The organism is Providencia sp. PROV024 (assembly GCF_032709665.1).
In the GTDB taxonomy this organism is placed as follows: Bacteria; Pseudomonadota; Gammaproteobacteria; order Enterobacterales; family Enterobacteriaceae; genus Providencia; species Providencia huashanensis.
Map to the genome: position 1 here is coordinate 3,572,863 of NZ_CP120545.1, position 23,519 is coordinate 3,596,381.

Consider the following 23,519-nt stretch of genomic DNA (forward strand, 5'->3'; position numbering starts at 1 on the left):
AGTCATAAGGGGTTTCTCTTTATAACAGCGCCTTAAATACACTGCCTTGCTGCCAATCAATCGCTATCCCTAATTGTGTCTCATCAGCCAGCCCTTCAGGCGTAATAAAACAACCTACAGCCGTGATAAGCTGGTCATTATAATAAACTAGAGGCACTCGCTCACGCATCCACGGAGCAATCCCCAGTTCTTGCCATAGCTTTTTGCTACTTCTTGAACGATGGCGACCCACGATATTCAATGTGCCTTGCAACCCAAAGCGAATAGTTGCTGTTTCATGAGGCAACGGAGGGCGTATTTGCCCTTGCCCAGCCATAACATGAAGTACACCAAGAGATTCTGGCAATTCAAATGGTTTTGGATAATGCCATTGAAACTGCTTGTTCGCTAAACTATTAATACGCTTAATAACCCATAATGCCCCTTGGTACCGACGAACTTCAAATTGGCCTAATCGGCAAATTGGGTCGGCATCTTGTCGAGCTAAAGCAACTTCTTGCCAAATTCGTTCTAATTGGTTAAAAGGTGGCATCGGGAGTTGATGCAAACCTATCCAACGGCGGATTAATGCATTACGCTTTGATAATGAACAATCTTGTAGGTCATCAATAAATAGCCCACCTCGATAATCCATCATGCCTTCTAGCGTTTCCTTCAATAATTCATCAAGTAACGTTTCTTGTTCAGCACATAAAGCTGCGCTGCGAGCAACAGCATGCGGAAAGTGCGGCCAACGTTCTGTTAATGCAGGCATGATATGTAGACGAAGAAAATTCCTATCATAGCGATCATCTTGGTTACTATCGTCCTCAACCCACGCAAGTTGGTTTTCCTGCATGTAAGTTTCTAACTCAACACGTGGCGTTGAAAGTAACGGGCGCAATAGCCACGTAGCCCCACTCAAAGCAAGAAATGGTAACGATTCAGGCATAGATGATAACCCTGCGGGGCCACTGCCTCTCTTAAGCGCCAACATAAATGTTTCTGCTTGGTCATCAAGATGCTGTGCCGTCACTAGGATTTCATTTGCCATTAACTCTTCACGGTAAGCTTGATACCGCGCATCGCGTGCGGCTGCTTCAACCCCTTTTTGGCTGGGGTCAACCGTCACATGTCGGCAAATAAAAGGGATATCCCACTGTGAGCATAACTGAGCACAATGTTGTTCCCACGCATCCGCTTTATGGTTTAGCCCATGATGAATATGTATTGCGCGGATACTCAATGTAGGAAGGTGAGTTTGCCGAATTTGAAAAAGGGCATGCAATAACACCGTTGAGTCAATGCCGCCACTAAAGCCCACCAATAGCTGCTCAAAACCCTGTATTTTATTTAAAATACGCTCAATGATGATATTTGATTGCTGCACTATTAGCCTACCCTTATTCACGATTTCTGACTTTCCCTTTTATACCAACACATAAAACACCTGAAATGACCACAAGCAACACCCCTATGATATAGGCGATTTCAAACGGATCACTTAAAATTAATACCAACCACAGCACCGATAGTACAGGGGACAAAAACACGACAGAGGCGATTTTTGCCGAATGGCCCGTATTCATTGCTTTAAACCATAGAATATACGAAACGCCGTTGATTAAAATACCATTAATCAGTGTTGGCCAAAAAGCAGCTTTTGAGGGTAACTGTACTTCGCTAAACAGTAGCAGTAGCACAAGCGAGGTCAGTGTGGAGAAGATAAATAGCCATACTGTACTGATATAAGGGTCGATCGAATATTGCCGAGAAAAAACGGACATTAGCGCAAAACAAAAAGCACCACTAAAGACTAATAATAGCGCCGTTGGGTTTTCTACATGCAGCTGAGTAATTTGCCCCTTGGTAAAGGTAATTATCACGGCAATAAACCCAATAATAATGCCAACTATTTGCCTACCCGCTAACTTATCCTTTAATAATACCACTGACAGCAAAATAATAATTAATGGCCAACTGTACTGAATAACTAAGACTGCAATTCCATTTTCGATGGAATAACCGTAATACAATAGTAAGTAGAACAAACAATCCAAAAAACCAAGAATAAACACTTTTTTTATCGTGTTTCTAGGTAAAATAAACAGCTTACTCACTTTATAGCCAGAACCTAAAGCAACAATCACGACAGATATTGCTGATATCAAATTAGACCAAAATAGAAACTGAAAACTATCCATTCCAGCTTGCCCTAAACGGGAAACAATAGGAATAAAGCTCCATATCAATACACAAGCCAAAGCGTACATTAGGTAATTATATTGTCTCACTTTAGTTCCTATCTATTGTTCTTCTTAGCAGATAACCGAATGGCAATTTAGACCTTAACTTATCGGTTATATTAGAAAATAAAAAACGGGAGCAAGCAAAAGCAAACTCCCGTTTTTTTAACTAATTAACGACTCGCAATTAGCAGTAACCGTATTCCATTAAACGTTGGTAACGACGGTTTTTCAACGCTTCCGCGTCTAATAACTCTAATTCGTTAAGGTCTTCAGTGAGGCGAGCTTTTAAATGCTCTGCAATCTCATCATAATTACGATGAGCACCACCTAAAGGTTCAGCCACAACATTATCAATTAGTTTCAATTCTTTCAGACGAGGTGCGGTGATCCCCATCGCCTCAGCCGCTAATGGGGCTTTATCAGCGCTTTTCCACAGAATGGATGCGCAGCCTTCCGGCGAAATAACAGAATAAGTACTGTATTGCAACATGTTGACTTTATCGCCAACACCGATTGCCAGTGCCCCACCTGAACCACCTTCACCAATAACGGTACAAATAACCGGAACGGAGAGGCGTGACATCTCACGTAAGTTACGAGCAATAGCTTCTGATTGACCGCGCTCTTCAGCACCAACACCAGGGTATGCGCCTGGAGTATCAATGAATGTAATAATCGGTAGATTAAAGCGTTCAGCCAATTCCATCAAACGCAAAGCCTTGCGATAACCTTCAGGAGCTGGCATACCAAAATTACGACGGATTTTTTCTTTTGTTTCACGCCCTTTTTGGTGACCAATAATCATCACTGGACGACCATCTAAACGTGCCATTCCGCCCACAATAGCTTTATCATCCGCATAGGCACGGTCGCCCGCTAATTCTTGGAAATCGGTAAAAATGCGCGGGATATAATCCAAAGTATAAGGACGACGTGGATGACGAGCAAGTTTAGCAATTTGCCAAGCACCCAGATCAGAGAAAATTTTACGTGTCAGTTCAACACTCTTTTCACGTAAACGAGCAACCTCTTCATCTAGGTTGACTTCTAAGTTGTTATCTTGACGGCTAACCGCTGTTAGAGAATCAATTTTCGCCTCTAATTCCGCAATTGGCTGTTCAAAATCAAGAAAATCCAGACTCATAATATTCCTATTTTAGTCAAATTCTAATTCTACCTGCTCACTACCCAGCAGAGTTCGAAGATCGTTCAGAAGGGGATCTACGGGTGTCACACGCCAAACAACGCCAAATTTAAGCTTAGCTCTGGCATCATCCTTCTGGTAATACAAATGAACCGGGATCGTTCCTGAACGGTGAGGTTCAAGAGTACTACGAAGCCGATTCAGTAATTGATCGTTAATTTGTTTGTCTGACAGTGAAATTGCAAGCCCTCGTGCATATTTTTCCCTTGCTTCACCAATATCCATTAACTCACGCACTGTCATTTTATTACCACCATTGAAATCATCAAAGCTGACCTGACCGGTGGCTATCAGGATATTGTCTTTTTCCAGCAGGTGCTGGTACTTATCGAGTGCATCTGAAAATAGCATAATATCCAGACGACCGGAACGATCATCAAGCGTACAAATACCTATTCTATTACCACGCTTGGTTGTAATCACTTTAGCTGAAAGTACTAAACCTACCACAGTTGTCACTTGACCACGAGGGGTTGGGTTCACATCTTTTAATCTAAGACCGTTAGTATAGCGTTCTATTTCGCTCAAGTATCGTGTTATTGGATGCCCTGTTAAATATAAACCAAGCGTTTCCCTTTCACCATCCAAAACCACTTGCTCGGGCCATTTCGGTACGCTAGCGTAAGAACTTTCCACCTGCTCTGGTGCGTCCGCTAATACGCCAAACATATCAGCTTGGCCAATAGCTTCTGCTTTCGCATGTTGATCGGCGGCTTTTAATGCATCTTCTAATGAAGACATTAATGCCGCACGATGAGGGCCTAATCGGTCAAAGGCCCCCGCCATAATCAGTTTTTCCATCACCCGTCGGTTAATTTTTTTTATATCAACACGGGCACAGAGATCAAAAATTTCTTTAAAGAAGCCACCTTGTTGACGAGCTTCAACAATCGCCTCAATCGGGCCTTCACCAACCCCTTTAATCGCGCCAATACCGTAAACTATCTCACCATCGTCATTGACATGGAAATGATAAAGCCCACTATTGATATCCGGTGGCAATACTTTTAATCCCATTCGCCAACATTCGTCAACTAAACCAACCACTTTTTCTGTATTATCCATATCAGCGGTCATTACTGCGGCCATAAATTCGGCTGGATAATGGGCTTTTAACCATAAAGTTTGATATGAAACTAATGCATATGCAGCCGAGTGAGACTTATTAAACCCATAACCGGCAAATTTCTCTACCAAGTCAAAGATTTTCATTGATAGCTCGCCGTCAACACCATTTTTGATTGCGCCTTCTTCAAAAATGGACCGTTGCTTGGCCATCTCTTCTGGTTTCTTTTTCCCCATAGCTCGACGCAGCATATCTGCACCGCCAAGTGTGTAACCAGCCAAAACTTGCGCAATCTGCATAACCTGTTCTTGGTACAGAATAATGCCATAAGTTGGTTCTAGAACAGGTTTTAATGACTCATGTTGCCACTGTACATCAGGGTAAGAAATTTCTTCGCGACCATGCTTACGGTCAATAAAGTTATCTACCATCCCTGATTGCAAAGGGCCGGGACGAAAAAGAGCAACTAAGGCGATCATATCCTCAAAACAGTCTGGACGTAACCGCTTGATCAAATCTTTCATTCCACGGGATTCTAACTGGAATACCGCCGTGGTTTCTGAGCGTTGTAACATATCGAAGCTTTTTTGATCATGCAATGGGATCGCTGCGATATCAATCGGATCTAAATTTTTCTTGGCTCGACGTGCGTTGATCATTTCCAACGCCCAATTGATGATTGTCAGTGTGCGTAAACCAAGGAAGTCAAACTTCACTAACCCTGCGTATTCAACATCGTTTTTATCGAATTGAGTAACAGGGTTATTTCCTTCTGCATCACAATACAGCGGCGCAAAATCAGTAATTTTCGTGGGGGCAATAACGACACCACCCGCATGTTTCCCTGCGTTTCGGGTCACACCTTCAAGCTTACGCGCCATATCAATAAGCGCTTTAACTTCTTCATCAGCTTCGTATATTTCTGGCAATTGGGGTTCAGCTTCAAAAGCTTTTTCCAATGTCATACCTGGATCAGGTGGCACTAATTTCGAAATTCTGTCAACAAAACCATAAGGGTGACCAAGCACGCGCCCTACATCTCGGATAACCGCTTTTGCAGCCATCGTACCGAAAGTGATGATTTGCGAAACAGCATCGCGCCCATACATATGAGCAACGTGTTCAATCACTTGGTCACGTTTTTCCATACAGAAATCGACGTCAAAGTCTGGCATCGAAACACGTTCAGGGTTAAGAAACCGCTCAAACAGTAAGTCAAATTCCAAAGGGTCAAGATCAGTAATTTTTAAAGCATAAGCGACAAGTGAGCCCGCGCCTGACCCCCTGCCCGGCCCTACAGGGACACCATTATCTTTTGACCACTGGATAAATTCCATTACGATCAAGAAGTAACCGGGAAACCCCATTTGGTTAATAACGTTTAGCTCAATATCTAAACGCTCATCATACTCGGGCCTCTTTTCTGCCCTAACTTTTTCATCTGGAAAGAGAAATTCTAAGCGCTCTTCAAGCCCTTCTTTTGAGCGTAAAACCAGAAAATCTTCCGTTTTCATATCCCCAGTAGGGAATTGTGGTAAGAAATATTCACCAAGACGGATGGTCACGTTACAACGCTTAGCAATCTCTACACTGTTTTCTAACGCTTCAGGGATGTCAGCAAATAGCTCACACATCTCTTCTTCAGAACGTAAATATTGCTGAGGGCTATAATTTTTAGGCCTTTTAGGGTCGACAAGTGTAAACCCATCATGGATGGCAACTCGGATCTCGTGAGCATCGAAATCACTACTTTCAATAAAACAAACGTCATTGGTAGCAACAACAGGTAAGCCTTTTTTAGTGGCTAGCTCAACGGCTGCGTGTAAGTAGCTTTCTTCATCCGGTCGACCAGTTCTTATTAACTCTAAATAATAACTGTCTGGGAAATGGGTTTCATAAAATTCAAGACATTCATCGACAAGCGCCTGATTACCTCTTAAAAGAAATTGACCGACATCTCCTTTGCGCCCACCTGAAAGTAAAATCAGGCCTTCTTTATGTTTTGCTAACCAATCACGGTGGATTGTTGGGCCTATTGCCCCATAACCTTTTTGATAGGCTTCAGAAATCAGCAAGGTTAGGTTCTGATAGCCTTCATTATTACGCGCTAAAATAGTTAAATGTGAAATTTCATCGCCTAATAATTCACTTTCAACATAAAAATCTGCACCAATAATTGGCTTAATCCCTGCACTATGGGCAGCCCCATAGAACCTAACTAACCCACAAAGGTTAGTAAAGTCTGTGATTGCAAATGCGGGCATTCCCATAGCGGCCACTTTTTTAACTAATGGACCCGTTTTAGCTAACCCATCAATCATGGAATAGTCACTATGGACACGCAAATGAATAAAACGAGGAGATGCCATCGAATTTCTACCTACTGTGTTATATCTAAAGCTCGTCTCACTGGAGCAAAGCTTTTGCGATGGAATTCGGTTGCGCCATATTGCGCTAATTTTTCTAAATGGTAAGCCGTAGGATAACCTTTGTGCTTAGCAAAGCCATATTCAGGGAAGGTTTTATCTAGTTCGACCATTTCGCGATCTCTAATAACCTTCGCCAATATAGAGGCGGCACTAATTTCCTGTACAAGGCTATCCCCTTTGACAACCGCCTGTGCTGGCATCGGTAATTCAGGGCAACGATTGCCATCGATCAAAACAAACTCAGGAACAATTGCTAACCCTGCGACTGCACGTTGCATGGCTAACATAGTTGCATGCAGAATATTTATTTTATCAATTTCTTCAGGTTCTGCACGACCAATGCACCAACACAACGCTTTTTCCTGGATTTCATCAAATAATTTTTCACGTTTTCTTTCCGTGAGCTTTTTTGAATCAGCGAGACCAATAATTGGATTGTTAGGATCGAGGATCACGGCAGCAGTTACCACAGCCCCGACTAATGGACCACGACCTACTTCATCCACACCAGCAATCAAATTGGCTTTTGGATAGATAAATTCCATTAATTTTTAACCAAATCTAGTACTGCCTCAGCAGCTTGTTTATCTGCATCACAACGAATACGTTGATGCAATTGCAAAAAGGTTTGTTTCAAGCTATCAACCTGCTCTCCGCCATCTAATAATGGAATAAGCTGTTGTGCTAATTGTTCAGGTTGACACTCTTCTTGTAGTAATTCTTTTACTATCTCTTTTTCGGCCAGTAAGTTAGGCAAAGAAACATAGGGTGTTTTTACTAAGCGTTTTGCTAACCAAAAAGTAAAAGGTTTCATACGATAACCCACAACCATTGGGCATTTTGTCAGCATACATTCAAGCGCAGCAGTGCCAGAGGCTAATAAAGTTGCATCTGCAGCTATCATTGCATCGCGTGCTTGACCATCAAGAATATGAACCTGTAATTCAGGCGCAGTACTTTGCTTGATAGCATCAAATTGCTGACGGCGTTTTTCATTCACCAACGGAACGACCACATGCAAGTCAGGAAACCGCTGCTGTAAAATTTTAGCTGTATTGAGAAAGTCTGCGCTGAGCATTTCCACTTCTGAATGGCGACTCCCCGGCAATAATGCTAAACATTTTACACTTTCAGGGATATTTAGACGAACTCTAGCTGCGTGCTTATCTGGATGTAATGGGATTGCATCTGCCATTGTATGACCGATAAAGCGACAAGGGACATTGAAACGATCGTAAAACGCTTTTTCAAATGGTAAAAATGCTAATACTAAATCAGTGGAACGACCGATTTTAAATACCCGTTTTTGGCGCCATGCCCAAACCGACGGGCTTACGTAATGGATCGTTTTGATCCCTTTTGACTTTAAACGACCTTCTAAGGTGATATTAAAATCAGGCGCATCAATACCAACAAAAACGTCAGGTTGCAACTGAGTAAAACGCTGAGTTAAATCTTTACGAATGGATAATAAGCGAGGTAAACGACCAAGGACTTCAACCACGCCCATCACAGCAAGCTCTTCCATTTCATACCAAGCTTCACAACCTTCAGCTTGCATAAGCGGCCCTGCAACACCGACAAAACGTGCATTAGGGACTTGCTCTTTAAGCGCTCGTATAAGGCCAGCGCCAAGAATATCACCAGAAGTTTCTCCGGCAACAAGGCCAATAGTAAGTGGACGGTTGCTATTCACCGAAATTCGCTCCTTAATAAAGGCCTAAGCTCGTTAACCCCAAAGTAGGGATTAACGGATAATACCACGTTTAGATTGCGCAGAATCTTCCAAGAAATCGCTGAATACTTTAACGTACTCATTAAGCTTTGCAGCTTCCGCGATTTCTTCACGAGCTTCCTCTAACGATTTCCCTGAACGATATAACGTTTTGTATGCATTACGAATTGCATGCAACGAGTCTTTTTCAAAACCGCGACGTTTTAAACCCTCAAGGTTTAAACCAAATGGGGTCGCATGATTCCCTTGCGCAATAACATAAGGAGGAACATCTTGTGCAACACCAGAGCAGCCACCGACCATAACATGTGCACCAATTTTACAAAACTGATGTACAGCTGTCATCCCACCAATTATGGCGTAATCACCTAATGTAACATGACCACCTAATGTCCCATTATTGGCAATGATGCATCGATTGCCAATCAGGCAATCATGAGCAACATGGACGTTAACCATTAACAGGTTATCATCACCGATCTTGGTCAGCCCTACGTCTTGGACAGTGCCTCGGTGAATAGTTACGCTTTCTCTAATACGGTTTCTATCACCAATTTCAACACGTGTTGGTTCACCTTGGTATTTAAGGTCTTGGTTTATTTCGCCAATTGATGCGAATTGAAAAATGACATTATCACAGCCGATCTTTGTATGGCCATTGACCACAACGTGGGATTTCAGCTCTGTACCTTCGCCAATTTCAACATTCGCGCCAATATAACAAAAAGGGCCAATTCTAACATTGGCTCCAATACTAGCCCCATCTTCTACGATAGATGAGGGATGGACATAGGCTGTTTTGTCAATCATATCAGACCTCACGACGACGGGCGCACATCATTTCTGCTTCGCAGGCCACTTCTCCATCAACTTTTGCAACACCTTTAAAACGTGCTACACCACGACGTTCTTTAATGAATTCAACCTCTAAGACCATTTGGTCTCCAGGTAGAACCGGACGTTTAAAACGTGCATTATCAATCGCAGCAAAATAGTACAGTTCACCAGGTTCTAATTTACCGGCGCTTTTAAACGCAAGAATACCTGTGGCTTGAGCCATTGCTTCTAAAATTAACACGCCAGGAAATATAGGTTTGCCTGGAAAATGACCTTGGAAAAATGGCTCATTAAATGAGACATTTTTTACTGCGCGCAAAGATTTGCCTTCTTCGAAATCTAATACACGGTCAACCAAAAGAAATGGATAACGGTGCGGAAGCAGTTCTAAAATTTCTTCTATATTCAGAGTATGATTATCACTCATCGAAATACTCTTCCTGTCTATTAATACGGTTTAATTAATGAATCGGCCCGCTTTAACCATAAATTAGGTTAACTGGCAGGCCGGAAAACGTAACTCAGATGACTATTTTAGCCTGAATTACAAAATGATTACTGATTTTTTTGATTTTGGCTATCTAATTCACGCTCAACATGTTTCAGCCGCTTATTCATCTCATTGATATTTAAGACTAAAGCAGCTGTTTTACGCCAAGCTTTATTAGGCTGTAAAGGAATACCTGAAGAGTAAACTCCCGGCTCAGTGATTGGTCTCATGACCATACCCATTCCCGTTACCGTTACCTTATCGCAAATTTCCATATGGCCATTGATTACACTGGCACCACCAATCATACAATAACGGCCAATTTTTAAACTGCCCGCCATGATGACACCACCAGCAACTGCTGTATTATCACCAATAATGACATTGTGTGCAATTTGACACTGATTATCGATGATAACCCCATTGCCAATTATTGTGTTATCCAATGCACCACGATCAATCGTTGTATTTGCGCCGATTTCTACTCGTGAACCAATAATTACGGTGCCTAATTGGGGGATTTTGACCCAATTACCACGATCATTTGCATAGCCGAACCCATCGGAACCAATCACTGTTCCGGATTGAACCAAGCATTGCTCGCCAATTTCAATATTGTGGTACACACTCACATTTGCCCACAAGCGGGTCTCTGCACCTATACGTGTGTTTTTACCCACAAAGCAACCTGCGCCAATCACCACGTTATCGCCTAGGATTACACCACTTTCGATAACGGCATTTGCACCTATTGCCACATTCTCACCGAGTTTTGCGTCTTCTGCAATCACTGCGGAGGGATGGATATTTTCAGCTGGGCTCGGAGTTGTATCCATAATTTGAGCCATGTGCGCATAAGCAAGGTATGGGTTATCCACAACCAATGCTGCGACTTTACAGGCTGCAAGATCTTTTGCTGTGAGAACAACCGCTGCAGCTTGGCAATCAGCCAATTTATCACTATAACGGCTATCAGATAGAAAAGTAATCTGTTGATTATTCGCTGAATGCATTGGAGCAATACTGGTGATGACAATATCGCCATCACCATGTAGTTGCGCATTCAACTGCTGAGCAAGGTCAGCCAATCGAATTGAAGACATCTATTATTTAACCTGTTTTTGAACCTGACTGGTGATGTCTACGCTATCTTTTGCATAAGCAACTGCATTTGCATCGATAACAACATCATAGCCTTCTTTAGCAGCTACAGATTTAATAGAATCCTGAATACGTGTTAAAATTTTAGTACGCTCTTCACCTTGACGACGACGGTTGTCTTCTTCAAATTTTTGAGCTTTTTCAGCGAACTGGTCACGTTTAGTCATGAGTTCTGCTTCAAGTTTTTCACGTTCAGTTTTCTTCATAGTTGCACCATCACGGCGCAATTTATCAACTCGAGCTTGTAAATCTTTCTCTAGATTTTGTAACTCAGTTGCGCGACTTTTGAACTCACTCTCAAGCTGTTTAGCAACGGCTTCACGTGCAGGCATTTTTTGGAAAATTTCACCAACATTTACAATAGCGATTTTCTCAGCATAAGCACCCGCAGACATTGCTAAAGCAATACTAACACCCGCTGCACACAACAATTTTTTCACACTAAACTCCTTAACCCATATGTATGGCTGGAAATTTTGGTTGCTCCCACAAAATTATGGGAGCCTTCATAGATAGAAACTAGAGTAGATTACCACGTTCTACCAATATTAAATTGGAACTGTTCTGATTTATCCCCTTCGTAGTCCTTAATTGGCTGCGCATAAGAGAATACCAATGGCCCAAGAGGAGACATCCATTGTAAAGCAATACCCGCAGAAGCACGGACATTACTTGCTTTACCATAGTCAGGCATACCTGCACGCCAAGCAGCGGGAATACTGTTCCAATTTGTGTCCCATACCGTACCAGCATCGACAAACAAAGAAGTACGAACAGAATTCGAATATTTCTCGTCAATAAATGGTGTAGGGGTAATTAACTCAAATGATGCTGCGTACATAGCATTACCACCGACCGCATCACTTGATGGACTTCCAGGTTCAGGTTGATCTTTACCATTAATTTTCTTCAGGTAAACCGCTTTCGGACCGATATTGTTCGAGCGGAAACCACGAATGGTGCTAGAACCACCCGCATAGAAGTTTTCATAGAATGGCATTTGCTTACTACCGATACCATCCCCATAACCCGCTTGTGCACGGCCAAGAACCACCCACGATTCGTCTTCATCCAATGGGTAATACTGTGCTGTATCAAAACGCAGTTTATAGTATTCGTTATCAGAACCAGGAATAGTCACTTTAGCAGACAAGTTAGTTTTATTACCTGATGTCGGGAAGAAACCGCGGTTTAACGAGTTGTAAGTCCAACCTAAGTTAAGCGTGAAGTCATCTGCATCAAAACTTTCTTTATTACGCCCATTTTCTGTGACTGGTGGGTTTTTACCCATAGAATCAAGGTAATCCCACATCGCAGCTTGTGCACGCATATCAGAAAGTCGGTTATGTACATAACCGGCACCAACACGGAAAGAGTTATTCTCATTGAATGGGAAACTTAAGAAACTATCTAAACCATACGTTTTGTTGTTATAGCCTGATAGATCTGCATCTTTCGCACTAAAATCATTATAGAAAATGCGCCCACCTAAACTCACACCGTTAACGGTGAAGTAAGGATCAGTAAATGAGAATTCAACGTTTGTTGAATAGTCATTCTTACTTGCGTTAATACCAACCGCATTCCCCGTTCCTAACCAGTTATCTTGTGTTACACCGACTTGGAAACTTACACCACTCTCAGTACCAAAACCGATACCAAAGTTCATAGAACCCGTATTACGTTCTTTAACTTTGTAGATAACGTCAACTTGGTCAGGGCTTCCTGGTACACGTTGAGTTTCAACATCAACAGTTTCAAAGAAACCAGTACGATTGAGGCGTTCTTTACCTAATTCGACAAGGTCATTACCAAGCCAAGCGCCTTCCATCTGACGCATTTCACGGCGCAGAACAGTATCTTTACTGGTATCATTCCCTTGGAAACGAATTTCACGTACATAGAAACGGTTACCAGCATCAATGTTAAGATGCAACTTAACTGTTTTATCTTCATCATTGATTTCAGGTTGAGTCATAACCCGAGGATAAGCATAGCCATAGCGACCAAACATTTCTTTAATTTGGTTTTCCATGCGTGTCACTTGCGCACCGTTATACAGCTCACCCGGAGTGATAGTGATTAGCTCTTGGATTTCAGCTAAGTGTTCTGCTGTATTACCATTAACCTCAACACCAGAAATTTTATACTGGTCGCCTTCGGTAATGTTAATCGTAATATAAATTCCTTTTTTGTCTGGCGTCAGACTAACTTGGGTTGAATCTATATTGAAACGAGCGTAACCGCGATCAAGGTAAAAACTGCGAAGTGTTTCTAAGTCACCTGCCAGTTTTTGTTTCTGATATTTTTGGTCAGCAGCAAGGTTCCACCATGGTACATCATCACGCAATTGCAGTTTATTGACTAATTCTGCAGTCGTGTAATTTTTATTACCAACAATGTTAATTTGCTGAATTTGCGCAGAAACACCTTCAGAGAAAACAAATTTTAGGTCAACACGATTACGTGGTAAAGGCGTTACAACCGCTTTTACTGTCGCGTTATATTTACCTACACTGTAGTAAAAGTCTTCTAAGCCTTTTTCAATATTCGCAATTGTTGTGCGGTCAAGCGCCTCACCAACACGGATATTTGAAGCTTCCAAGTTCTGCTTAAGCATGTCATCTTTGACAGATTTATTACCTGTAAAAGTGATACTTGCGATAGTTGGGCGCTCTTTAACTTGAACGATCAGCGTGTTTCCATCACGCAGGACCCTAACATCTTCGAAGTTACCGGTTGAAAATAGGGAACGAATCGAACGACTGATATCTTCGTTATCAACCGAATCACCGACCCTAACTGGCATGTTCAATAATGCTGCACCAACGGCGACGCGTTGTAGACCTTCGAAACGAATGTCTTTAACTACGAATCCGTCTGAACTGTATGCAGTGGCGCTGCTGAAAAGCAGCGACGCTATGAGCAACTTTTTCATCGCCATCGTTGTTATGCGTATTCCTTACTGGTCCCCAGCTTATAAAAATTAGAAGCGAGAGAAATCATTAAAAAGTGCAAGTCCCATTAACAGAATCAATGCCATTGCACCTATCCGAAAACTAAAGTCTTGTACTCGCTCAGACACTGGACTTCCTTTAATTTTTTCAATTAACAAGAAGAGCAAGTGCCCCCCATCTAAAACAGGCAGTGGAAACAGATTGATGATACCTAAATTGACGCTAATAAGCGCAATAAACATCAAATAATACACCAAGCCTGATTCGGCTGATACCCCCGCACCTTTTGCGATAGATATCGGACCGCTTAAGTTATTGAGTTTGACATCCCCAACAACCAGTTTACCCATCATGTTGACCGTTAATTTCATTAACTGCCACGTTTTATCACTGGCTTGGTAAAACGCAGAAAATGGCCCATACTGCTGTACCATTTTATATTCATCCGCTAACGGTAACACTGAAAGTTCAACGCCCGCAAACCCAATTTTTTCACCACGCTGACCATTTTGGCTGTCAGGGGTTAGAGTGAGAGTGATCAAATGTTGTGACCGCTCTACCTCAAGTTTCAATGGTATTCCAGGGTTATTACGAATAATACGCGTCACTGGATTCCAAAGACCCAATGCTTCCCCGTTAACACTAACAATTCTATCACCCGGCTGTAAACCCGCACGTTCACCAGCCAAACCTTCAGTGACTTTTTGAATAACAGGGTCAATTCTCACAGATACTGGCATAATGCCAATAGACAGTATCGGGTCTTGTTTTTCTGGATCAAATTGCCAATTGGTTAAATCAACCGTTTTTGTAATCGGCTCACTGTAGCCCTGTGGCAATACTTGAGCCGTTAATTCACGGTCACCAATTTTACCGACCAATGCCAAACGCACTGAATTCCAATCAGGTGTTTCGATACCATCAATGGCTTTTAGTTCCATTTTTGGTTCAAAATTTGCTATGGCGGCGATAGAACCGCTTTTTACATCCTCAATAATTGGTTTCACCGAAGGAACACCAATCATAAATACTACCCAGTAGACAACAATAGCAAGTAAAAAGTTCGCAATTGGCCCTGCACTAACAATGGCAGCCCGCTGCCCAACCGTTTTATTGTTAAATGCTTGGTGCCGACGCTCAGGAGAAACTTCGCCAACTCGCTCATCAAGCATTTTGACATAGCCCCCTAGCGGGATCATTGCTAATACAAACTCAGTACCCTGTTTATCTACCTTACGCCATAACGTTTTCCCAAAACCAATGGAGAAACGCTCAACATAAACACCACAACGGCGAGCAACCCAAAAGTGCCCAAATTCATGTACTGTAATCAGCACACCAATCGCAATAATAAACGCCGCTAAGCTCCAAATAAATCCCATTTATCTTCCTAAAGACCAAAACCGTTAAAAACTAACAAATTTAGCCCAGCAAAAACTGGAATCGCTGCTGTCAGGCTATCAATTCGGTCAAGAATACCGCCATGCCCCGGAATTAAGTGGCTACTGTCTTTAATACCTGATTGACGTTTAAACATACTTTCTGTTAGGTCACCAAACACAGATACTACAACAACAATAATCGAAGTCACTAGCAAATAATCAGGCATCACAGGTATTGGTGCAAATGTGCTAAACAACCACGATATCACCCCTGCGGTAATCAAGCCCCCAATTAAACCTTCCCATGTTTTCCCAGGAGAAACTTTCGGCGCCATTTTATTCCGCCCAATGGTGCGGCCAAATGCATAAGCACCTGAATCAGCCCCCCAAACAAGTAACATAACGTACAATAACCACCATGCACCAAAGGATGTATCACTTTGATAACCAATAGTTCTAAGTACCATCATGCCGCAATAAAATGGAATAATAGTTAATGCACCGAACAGCAAGCGGACAATGACCGATTTACCCCACGATGCCGATGCAGGATAAGTCACGACTAAAAGAATTGCGACAACCCACCATGCCAGACCGGCCCACAAGCCGTAGAGGATCATCGGCTCAGAGGAAAATGATGTTATATCAGGAACAGCTAATTGAACCGCAAGCAATATTATTGCAAAAACAATAGCTAGCCCTATACGTTTAACTTGCGAATGCCAGCCTGCGAACTGCGCCCATTCCCAAGCACCTAATGCACAAACTGCAATCACGACAAAACCAAAATTTGCTGGAGAAAGCAAAAACAAAGCTGCAATAACGATTGGTATTAATACTATTGCAGTAAGTAAACGGTATTTCAGCACATCTTTCCCCTATTATTTGACGAGTTCATCATCTGATTCAGCTCCACCATAACGACGCTCGCGCTTACTAAAAGCATCAACTGCATCCTGAAACACCATTTCATCAAAATCTGGCCACAAAACGTTGGTGAAATAAAATTCCGCATAAGCGACTTGCCATAACAGGAAGTTGCTGATGCGATGCTCCCCTCCTGTTCTTATAACCAAATCGACATTTTCTTGGTCATGCATACAAATTTCACTATTAATGGTTTCTTCATTGATATCATCAATAGAGAGTTCACCATTTTGTACTTTCGAAAATACCTGTTTCACACTGTTGGTTATATCCCAACGACCACCGTAATTTGCGGCAATATTCAGTTTCAAACCTGTATTGTTTTGCGTGAGTGCCTCTGCCTTATCGATTCTTTTTTTGAGACGATCACTAAAACGACTTACATCACCGATAACCTTTAATTTTACATTGTTTTTATGCAGGTTTTTAACTTCATTGTCGAGAGCAAAAACAAATAATTCCATCAAAGAACTCACTTCTTTTTCTGGCCGTCTCCAGTTTTCACTACTAAATGCATACAGTGTAAGGGAGCTAATTTTATTTTTTACCGCAAAACGCACTGAATTACGAACAGATTCAACACCTGCCTTATGACCTGTAATTCTGAGTTTTCCTCTCTGTTTAGCCCATCGCCCATTACCATCCATAATGATAGCGACATGCTTAGGTATCATCGAATCAGAGAGATTTTCACCACTAGAGTTCATTAAATGTTAATCCTTGTGAGTACTGCTTTAAAAATACAGCCCAATAATAACCACTATTATTAAGTTTGCTGATAAGACACATCCTTAATTCGCTACAAAATACTATGTTATCTTTCTTTTTTTAAACACATCACATATTAAAGATATAATGTGGCTATCAGCAACTAAATAAATCACATACTGAGGTTAAACTGCCTGAGCGATTATTTTTACCGCATTTTTGCGGGCTTGCTCATCGATTTCTAAGACCTCATCAATAGAAACTGGTTCAGAAAAAACTTGTGCATCTAGTACTTTGTGGTTAATTTTTGCTATATCTGTAAAACGAATTTTACCGTTAAGGAAAGCGGCAACGGCCACTTCATTTGCTGCATTTAATGCAGTTGTTGCCGCTTGGCCTTCATGGCAAGCATCTATAGCTAACTTCAAACAAGGATAACGTTGATAGTCTGGCTGAACAAACGTTAATGATGAAAGAGTGGCAAAATCGAGAGGTTCTGCACCAGACATTATACGTTGAGGATAAGCCATACTATATGAAATTGGTGTGCGCATATCAGGCGTACCCAATTGAGCAATCACACTGCCATCTTTATACCGTACCATTGAATGGATAACTGACTGAGGGTGAATAATGACCTCCATCTGCTCAGCACTCGCATTGAAGAAATAACAAGCTTCAATATATTCTAGCCCTTTATTCATCATTGTCGCCGAATCTACTGAAATTTTTCTTCCCATCGACCAATTCGGGTGATTGCAGGCTTCATCAGGTGTCACGTTATCAAAATGAGATAATGGGGTATCTCTAAAAGGGCCGCCTGAGCCAGTTAAAACAATACTTGATATACCAGAAGCAGATAGATCAGCAAACCCTAAATTAAGCTGAATAACTTCAGGTAAGCTTTGAAAAATAGCGTTATGCTCACTATCAATAGGAAAAACTGTCGCATTGTGTTGACGAATCTCATTAAAGAATAAACGGCCACTCGTAATCAGAGACTCTTTATTCGCTAATAATATTCTTTTGCCTTTTCTGATCGCGGCTAAAGTAGGAAGTAAGCCCGCCACACCAGTAATCGCTGACATAACTTGGTCAGCATCGTCAAGCCCTGCGAGCTCAATTGCAGCTTGGTTTCCTGACAACACTTCCGTTTTATTGTTATTTTCAGTCAAAATAGCCCGTAATGCTTTGGCTGAAGACTCATCCGCCATTGATACATATTTCGGATTAAACTCAAGGCATTGTTTAGCCATTTCAGCAACGTTTTGCCCTGCGACTAAAGCAAGAATTTGAAATTTTTCGGGGTTTTGGCGAACAACAGAAAGTGTATTTGTACCAATTGAGCCTGTGGAACCTAGGATTGTCAGACGTTTCATAGTGATTGGTTACTCTGTATTAAATCAATACTGAGATTATATCAGCTTAGAGGTTAGAAAGGATTTTTTAATAGATATGAAAACAATAAAGCCACACTAACCCATACTTTTTACGGTATGCTTTGGTGGCTTTATATCAAGATGGATTAAAACTCCATCAATTCCGTTTCTTTTTGCGCTAATGACTCATCAACTTTCTTGATGTAGCTATCAGTCAGCTTTTGGATTTCATCCTGTGAACGGCGCTCGTCATCTTCACTAATTTCTTTATCTTTCAGTAAAGCTTTGACTTTATCGTTAGCATCACGGCGAACGTTGCGAACTGCGATACGGCCTTGTTCTGCTTCACCACGAACCACTTTGATTAAGTCTTTACGGCGTTCTTCCGTTAATGGAGGAAGTGGAACACGGATAACTGTACCTGCTGATGAAGGGTTCAAACCTAAATCAGAAGCCATAATCGCTTTTTCAATAGCCGGTGACATGCTACGGTCAAAAACAGAAATTGCTAATGTACGGGAGTCCTCAACCGTCACGTTAGCTAACTGACGTAGAGGTGTTGCTGAACCGTAATATTCAACAGTGATGCCATCTAAGAGGCTTGGAGATGCACGGCCTGTACGGACTTTGCTAATTTGGTTTTTAAATGCTTCTAGGCTCTTTTCCATACGGTCTTGAGCATCTTTTTGGATTTCATTAATCACGTTTTCAACCCTTAAGAACTGGTTATTAAAGGCCGCGATGCGACCTCGCTTAAATAGTCTGAATTTATGTTAGATAATACATTTAAACTCAGGTTATGTCTCTGAGTATTAATTGTGAGAAATCAGGGTACCTTCATTTTCACCCATTACGGCACGGCGTAAAGCGCCCGGCTTATTCATGTTAAAAACACGAATAGGTAAGTTATGATCGCGCGCCAGAGTGAAGGCAGCTAAGTCCATCACTTTAAGTTCACGTTCCAGAACATCTTGATAGCTCAGGGTTTCATAAAGAACTGCTTCAGGGTCTTTAGCTGGATCTGCTGAATATACACCATCAACTTTAGTGGCTTTTAATACCACATCCGCTTCAATTTCAATCCCACGTAGACATGCCGCTGAGTCCGTTGTAAAAAATGGATTCCCTGTTCCGGCAGAAAAAATAACAACACGGCCGTGGCGTAATAAGCTGATTGCTTCAGCCCAGCTATAATTATCACAGACACCGTTTAGTGGAATTGCAGACATTAACCTTGCATTCACATATGCACGGTGTAACGCATCACGCATAGCGAGCCCGTTCATCACTGTCGCTAACATCCCCATGTGGTCGCCGACAACACGGTTCATACCAGCTTGTGCCAAACCAGCACCACGAAACAGGTTACCACCGCCAATAACCACACCGACCTGTATACCCAGTTCTATGAGTTCTTTAATTTCCTGAGCCATACGATCTAAAACGCTAGCATCGATACCAAAACCTTCTGCACCTTGTAAGGCTTCGCCACTTAATTTAAGCAGAATACGTTGATAAACGGGTTTTGCATTGGTTGCCATGGTGTTCTGTCCTAACAGATTATTTATTGGGGTAACACACGTAGAATAATGGTTTTCTACGTACCTAAATTTAAAATTAGAATACGACAGTTATACACTAAATAGTTCGAGCTACATGTTGCTGTTATGTCAACGGCTCCTAGGGCGGAGTTATTCTCCGTTTGCAGTCGTAAAACAAGGCTAATACAGCTTGAAATATAACGTGTATAAAACAGAGCCGCCAATCGGCGGCCCTTAAGTTGCTTACTTGCTCATTGCAGCAACTTCTGCTGCAAAGTCAGTTTCAACTTTTTCGATACCTTCACCAACTTCATAACGGATGAAGTTAGAAACAGTAGCACCTTTTTCTTTCAGTAAGTCACCAACAGATTTGCTTGGGTCCATTACGAAAGGCTGGCCAGTCAAAGAGATTTCGCCAGTGAATTTGTTCATGCGACCAGTAACCATTTTTTCAGCGATTTCGCGTGGTTTACCAGATTGCATTGCGATGTCTAACTGGATTTGATGCTCATGAGCAACAACATCCGCAGGTACATCATCTGGAGTCACATATTCAGGTTTGCTTGCAGCGATGTGCATAGCAATGTGTTTTAGTAATTCTTCGTCTGCGCCTTCGCCAGCGACTAAAACACCAATACGAGCACCGTGCAGGTAGCTACCTACTTGTGCGCCTTCCAGAATATCAACACGACGGATATTGATATTTTCACCGATTTTAGCAACTAAAGTTGTACGAGCTTCTTCGAATTTTGCTTTCAGCGCTTCGATATCTGCATTTTTGTCCGCAACAACAGATGCTAAAACTTCTTTACCAAATGCTAAGAAACCAGCATCTTTAGCAACGAAGTCAGTTTCACAGTTCAGCTCGATCAGAGCGCCTGTTTTGCCATCGTTGAAAACTTCGGTCAGGATAACACCTTCAGCTGCAACACGACCTGCTTTTTTAGCCGCTTTTGCTTGACCTGATTTACGCATGTTATCGATCGCTAATTCGATGTCGCCATTAGCTTCAACAAGTGCTTTTTTACATTCCATCATACCTGCGCCAGTACGTTCACGCAGTTCTTTTACCAATGCAGCGGTAATTCCAGACATGTGATTTATTCCTCGATATTCCCCGTGAGAGTCTTCCTCACGTGGATAGTTCTGATTCATATATAAAAGGGGCCTTTATCAGGCCCCTTCTAACATATAGCAGTACCTGTATAGCAATACCTATAAATAAGGACTTAAGCCTTATTATTCAGCTTCTACTAAGCTTTCTTCTGCTTGAACAGCCAGATCTTGTGAACGGCCTTCACGAACGGTGCTTGCTACAGCGCCCAGATACAGTTTGATTGCACGGATTGCATCATCGTTACCAGGGATAACGAAATCGATACCATCTGGATCAGAGTTAGTATCTACGATAGCAAATACTGGGATACCCAGATTGTTTGCTTCTTTGATAGCAATGTGTTCGTGGTCTGCATCGATAACGAACAGAGCGTCAGGTAAACCGCCCATATCTTTGATACCGCCTAAGCTGTTTTCTAACTTACCAAGTTCACGAGTACGCATCAGCGCTTCTTTCTTGGTCAGTTTATCGAAAGTACCGTCTTGCGACTGAACTTCTAAATCTTTCAGACGTTTGATTGACTGACGAACAGTTTTCCAGTTAGTCAGCATCCCACCTAACCAACGGTGGTTAACGAAATACTGATCACAGCTGTTAGCAGCTTCTTGAACGGCTTCGCTTGCAGCACGTTTAGTACCGACAAACAGAATTTTGCCTTTACGAGAAGCAATTTTAGTTAACTCAGCCAAAGCTTCGTTGAACATTGGAACAGTCTTTTCCAGGTTGATGATATGAACTTTGTTACGAGCGCCGAAAATGAAAGGTTTCATTTTTGGGTTCCAGTAACGAGTCTGGTGACCAAAGTGTACGCCCGCTTGTAACATATCGCGCATGGAAACAGTTGCCATTTAATACCTCTGTATATAAGTAATTGGGGTTATGCCTCCACAAATCCCATGCTACCGACTCTATGGCTGCGTTTAAACGCATAAGAGCACCCCGGAGCACGTGTCGATTTGTGTGTGTTATTACACAATTGAGTTTAAGTTTATCGCATATCCAATTTTCTATCCGACTAACAACATTTGAGCAGCATTCATTGATGCACAAAAAAGTGAGAAGAAATAATATGGATTGCCGGCGCGCTTTATACCATAAATCCAACTTAGAAGCCAACTTTTGTTGTTTTTTTCGCTAACAAAAATGACAAAAAAGCAGATTGATTAAAAAGCGGTTCACTCGGGAAATATGATATTCCCATTAATCAATTATAGACGCTATTTGGGCAGGGTAAAAACGCTGGTAGAGTAAAAATCTTATTTTCTATCGGTGTTATTTCTCCGTTCAAGATATCTTCATCATTACTGTGCATTTTGTGCTATAAAACACTTAGGTTCGTATAGCCTCAGCGCCCTACTCACCTATCTAAAAAACACTTAATCTATCGGTTCCTATCGATAGCTAGTTGGCAGGAAATGCGGTGGCTGTTACCATAAGTGTTATTGATGTAAAAAAGGTACCAAACCTATTTTCACCCCCCTTTATTAAACATGCCATTAATATATGTGGCATGAATGGATTAAACTCATGGCTATTATTATCAAAACTGAAGAAAATATTCAGAAAATGCGTGTTGCGGGTAGGCTAGCAGCGGAAGTGTTAGAAATGATTGCGCCACATGTTGTGCCGGGCGTCAGCACTGGTGAATTGGACCGCCTCTGTCATCAACACATCGTTGAAACGCAGCAAGCTATCCCTGCCTGTCTTAACTATCACGGTTTCCCTAAATCCGTTTGTATTTCCGTCAATGATGTCATTTGTCATGGAATTCCTAGTGAAGATAAAATTTTAAAAGATGGTGATATCGTTAATATCGATGTTACGGTGATCAAAAATGGTTTCCACGGTGATACGTCTAAAATGTTCATTGTTGGGAAACCGACTATCCAAGGCGAGCGTCTTTGCCAAGTCACATTAGATAGCCTGTACTTAGCCCTACGTCTGGTTAAACCGGGTATTCGCTTACGCACCCTAGGAAAGGCCATCCAAGAGTTTGTTGAAAAACAAGACTTTTCAGTTGTACGTGAATATTGTGGCCATGGTATTGGCGAAGGGTTCCATGAAGAACCACAAGTTCTACATTATGATGCTGATGATAGTGGAGTGGTGCTACAAAAAGGCATGGCATTTACCATCGAACCTATGGTTAATACTGGCGATCACCGCATCCGTACCATGAAAGATGGTTGGACAGTCAAAACCAAAGACCGAGGTTGGTCAGCACAGTATGAACACACTTTAGTCGTTACTGATAACGGTTGTGAAATCTTAACATTACGTAAAGAAGAAGAGCCATTTATCTCAGCGGTTCTGGTTAACGCCTAATTCCAAGAAGACCCCCTCACATTAGGGGGTTCT

At 41.9% G+C, this 23,519-nt stretch carries 20 protein-coding genes; 1 reads left to right on the forward strand and 19 read right to left on the reverse strand.

Translation table 11 applies throughout. The features are described 5' to 3' along the window. Positions 1–19: 19 nt before the first annotated feature. The 19 genes from tilS to rpsB all read right to left on the reverse strand — a co-directional run bounded on the left by tilS (position 20) and on the right by rpsB (position 22,009). Entirely contained in the window at positions 20–1,369 is a 1,350-nt protein-coding gene (tilS, locus tag P3L56_RS16490) for a tRNA lysidine(34) synthetase TilS (protein ID WP_410480074.1), read from the reverse strand. Between the two features lie 13 nt (positions 1,370–1,382). Beyond that, positions 1,383–2,273, reverse strand: a complete 891-nt coding sequence (locus P3L56_RS16495; protein ID WP_198860893.1) for a DMT family transporter — start codon at positions 2,271–2,273, stop codon at positions 1,383–1,385. Between the two features lie 139 nt (positions 2,274–2,412). Continuing rightward, the gene (accA, locus tag P3L56_RS16500) at positions 2,413–3,372 is read right to left on the reverse strand and encodes an acetyl-CoA carboxylase carboxyl transferase subunit alpha (protein ID WP_042848972.1); all 960 of its coding nucleotides are present in this window, start codon (positions 3,370–3,372) and stop codon (positions 2,413–2,415) included. A 12-nt stretch (positions 3,373–3,384) separates the two neighbouring features. Next, positions 3,385–6,867 carry a DNA polymerase III subunit alpha gene (dnaE, locus tag P3L56_RS16505; protein ID WP_166687072.1) on the reverse strand — a complete coding sequence of 1,161 codons (3,483 nt, stop codon included), beginning with the start codon at positions 6,865–6,867 and terminating at the stop codon, positions 3,385–3,387. Positions 6,868–6,878: 11 nt separating this feature from the next. Next, positions 6,879–7,472, reverse strand: coding sequence for a ribonuclease HII (gene rnhB / locus P3L56_RS16510; protein WP_042848974.1), 594 nt, complete (start codon positions 7,470–7,472; stop codon positions 6,879–6,881). Continuing rightward, positions 7,472–8,629, reverse strand: a complete 1,158-nt coding sequence (lpxB, locus tag P3L56_RS16515; RefSeq protein ID WP_042848975.1) for a lipid-A-disaccharide synthase — start codon at positions 8,627–8,629, stop codon at positions 7,472–7,474. Before lpxB ends, rnhB begins: the two co-directional genes overlap by 1 nt. 45 nt (positions 8,630–8,674) lie before the next feature. Then, on the reverse strand, positions 8,675–9,472 hold the full coding sequence (gene lpxA / locus P3L56_RS16520) for an acyl-ACP--UDP-N-acetylglucosamine O-acyltransferase (RefSeq protein WP_042848976.1): 798 nt from the start codon (positions 9,470–9,472) through the stop codon (positions 8,675–8,677). A 1-nt stretch (position 9,473) separates the two neighbouring features. After that, the gene (fabZ, locus tag P3L56_RS16525) at positions 9,474–9,926 is read right to left on the reverse strand and encodes a 3-hydroxyacyl-ACP dehydratase FabZ (protein WP_042848977.1); all 453 of its coding nucleotides are present in this window, start codon (positions 9,924–9,926) and stop codon (positions 9,474–9,476) included. A gap of 128 nt (positions 9,927–10,054) precedes the next feature. Continuing rightward, positions 10,055–11,092: a UDP-3-O-(3-hydroxymyristoyl)glucosamine N-acyltransferase gene (lpxD, locus tag P3L56_RS16530; protein ID WP_042848978.1), complete on the reverse strand. Its 1,038-nt coding sequence runs from the start codon at positions 11,090–11,092 to the stop codon at positions 10,055–10,057. A gap of 3 nt (positions 11,093–11,095) precedes the next feature. Continuing rightward, on the reverse strand, positions 11,096–11,590 hold the full coding sequence (gene skp / locus P3L56_RS16535) for a molecular chaperone Skp (RefSeq protein WP_042848979.1): 495 nt from the start codon (positions 11,588–11,590) through the stop codon (positions 11,096–11,098). Positions 11,591–11,679: 89 nt separating this feature from the next. Continuing rightward, on the reverse strand, positions 11,680–14,094 hold the full coding sequence (gene bamA / locus P3L56_RS16540; protein WP_042848980.1) for an outer membrane protein assembly factor BamA: 2,415 nt from the start codon (positions 14,092–14,094) through the stop codon (positions 11,680–11,682). A 42-nt stretch (positions 14,095–14,136) separates the two neighbouring features. After that, complete coding sequence (gene rseP / locus P3L56_RS16545) at positions 14,137–15,489, reverse strand: sigma E protease regulator RseP (RefSeq protein ID WP_198860894.1); 1,353 nt, start codon at positions 15,487–15,489, stop codon at positions 14,137–14,139. Positions 15,490–15,497: 8 nt separating this feature from the next. After that, positions 15,498–16,358 carry a phosphatidate cytidylyltransferase gene (gene cdsA, locus P3L56_RS16550; protein WP_042848982.1) on the reverse strand — a complete coding sequence of 287 codons (861 nt, stop codon included), beginning with the start codon at positions 16,356–16,358 and terminating at the stop codon, positions 15,498–15,500. Positions 16,359–16,370: 12 nt separating this feature from the next. Next, positions 16,371–17,123 carry a polyprenyl diphosphate synthase gene (uppS, locus tag P3L56_RS16555; protein ID WP_042848983.1) on the reverse strand — a complete coding sequence of 251 codons (753 nt, stop codon included), beginning with the start codon at positions 17,121–17,123 and terminating at the stop codon, positions 16,371–16,373. 186 nt (positions 17,124–17,309) lie between these two features. Next, a complete protein-coding gene (gene ispC, locus P3L56_RS16560) occupies positions 17,310–18,503 on the reverse strand; it encodes a 1-deoxy-D-xylulose-5-phosphate reductoisomerase (protein ID WP_042848984.1) in 1,194 nt (397 codons plus the stop codon). Positions 18,504–18,649: 146 nt separating this feature from the next. Continuing rightward, entirely contained in the window at positions 18,650–19,207 is a 558-nt protein-coding gene (gene frr, locus P3L56_RS16565) for a ribosome recycling factor (RefSeq protein WP_042848985.1), read from the reverse strand. A gap of 108 nt (positions 19,208–19,315) precedes the next feature. After that, on the reverse strand, positions 19,316–20,044 hold the full coding sequence (pyrH, locus tag P3L56_RS16570; RefSeq protein ID WP_042848986.1) for a UMP kinase: 729 nt from the start codon (positions 20,042–20,044) through the stop codon (positions 19,316–19,318). 243 nt (positions 20,045–20,287) lie between these two features. Next, complete coding sequence (gene tsf / locus P3L56_RS16575; RefSeq protein ID WP_042848987.1) at positions 20,288–21,139, reverse strand: translation elongation factor Ts; 852 nt, start codon at positions 21,137–21,139, stop codon at positions 20,288–20,290. A 144-nt stretch (positions 21,140–21,283) separates the two neighbouring features. Continuing rightward, entirely contained in the window at positions 21,284–22,009 is a 726-nt protein-coding gene (gene rpsB / locus P3L56_RS16580; protein WP_004257504.1) for a 30S ribosomal protein S2, read from the reverse strand. A gap of 679 nt (positions 22,010–22,688) precedes the next feature. On the opposite strand from rpsB, the gene map reads away from it, so the two are divergent. After that, positions 22,689–23,486, forward strand: coding sequence for a type I methionyl aminopeptidase (gene map / locus P3L56_RS16585; protein WP_210831501.1), 798 nt, complete (start codon positions 22,689–22,691; stop codon positions 23,484–23,486). The last annotated feature ends 33 nt before the right edge of the window (positions 23,487–23,519 follow it).

Coding starts and splice junctions, on each gene's coding strand:
- ispC (WP_042848984.1), bottom strand. CDS start 18,503: ATGAAACGTCTGACAATCCTAGGTTCCACAGGCTCAATTGGTACAAAT.
- rpsB (WP_004257504.1), bottom strand. CDS start 22,009: ATGGCAACTGTTTCCATGCGCGATATGTTACAAGCGGGCGTACACTTT.
- rseP (WP_198860894.1), bottom strand. CDS start 15,489: ATGGGATTTATTTGGAGCTTAGCGGCGTTTATTATTGCGATTGGTGTG.
- accA (WP_042848972.1), bottom strand. CDS start 3,372: ATGAGTCTGGATTTTCTTGATTTTGAACAGCCAATTGCGGAATTAGAG.
- dnaE (WP_166687072.1), bottom strand. CDS start 6,867: ATGGCATCTCCTCGTTTTATTCATTTGCGTGTCCATAGTGACTATTCC.
- bamA (WP_042848980.1), bottom strand. CDS start 14,094: ATGGCGATGAAAAAGTTGCTCATAGCGTCGCTGCTTTTCAGCAGCGCC.
- uppS (WP_042848983.1), bottom strand. CDS start 17,123: ATGAACTCTAGTGGTGAAAATCTCTCTGATTCGATGATACCTAAGCAT.
- rnhB (WP_042848974.1), bottom strand. CDS start 7,472: ATGGAATTTATCTATCCAAAAGCCAATTTGATTGCTGGTGTGGATGAA.
- pyrH (WP_042848986.1), bottom strand. CDS start 20,044: ATGGCAACCAATGCAAAACCCGTTTATCAACGTATTCTGCTTAAATTA.
- map (WP_210831501.1), top strand. CDS start 22,689: ATGGCTATTATTATCAAAACTGAAGAAAATATTCAGAAAATGCGTGTT.
- lpxA (WP_042848976.1), bottom strand. CDS start 9,472: ATGATTGACAAAACAGCCTATGTCCATCCCTCATCTATCGTAGAAGAT.
- fabZ (WP_042848977.1), bottom strand. CDS start 9,926: ATGAGTGATAATCATACTCTGAATATAGAAGAAATTTTAGAACTGCTT.
- lpxD (WP_042848978.1), bottom strand. CDS start 11,092: ATGTCTTCAATTCGATTGGCTGACCTTGCTCAGCAGTTGAATGCGCAA.
- tsf (WP_042848987.1), bottom strand. CDS start 21,139: ATGTCTGGAATTACCGCTGCATTGGTAAAAGAACTGCGTGAACGTACT.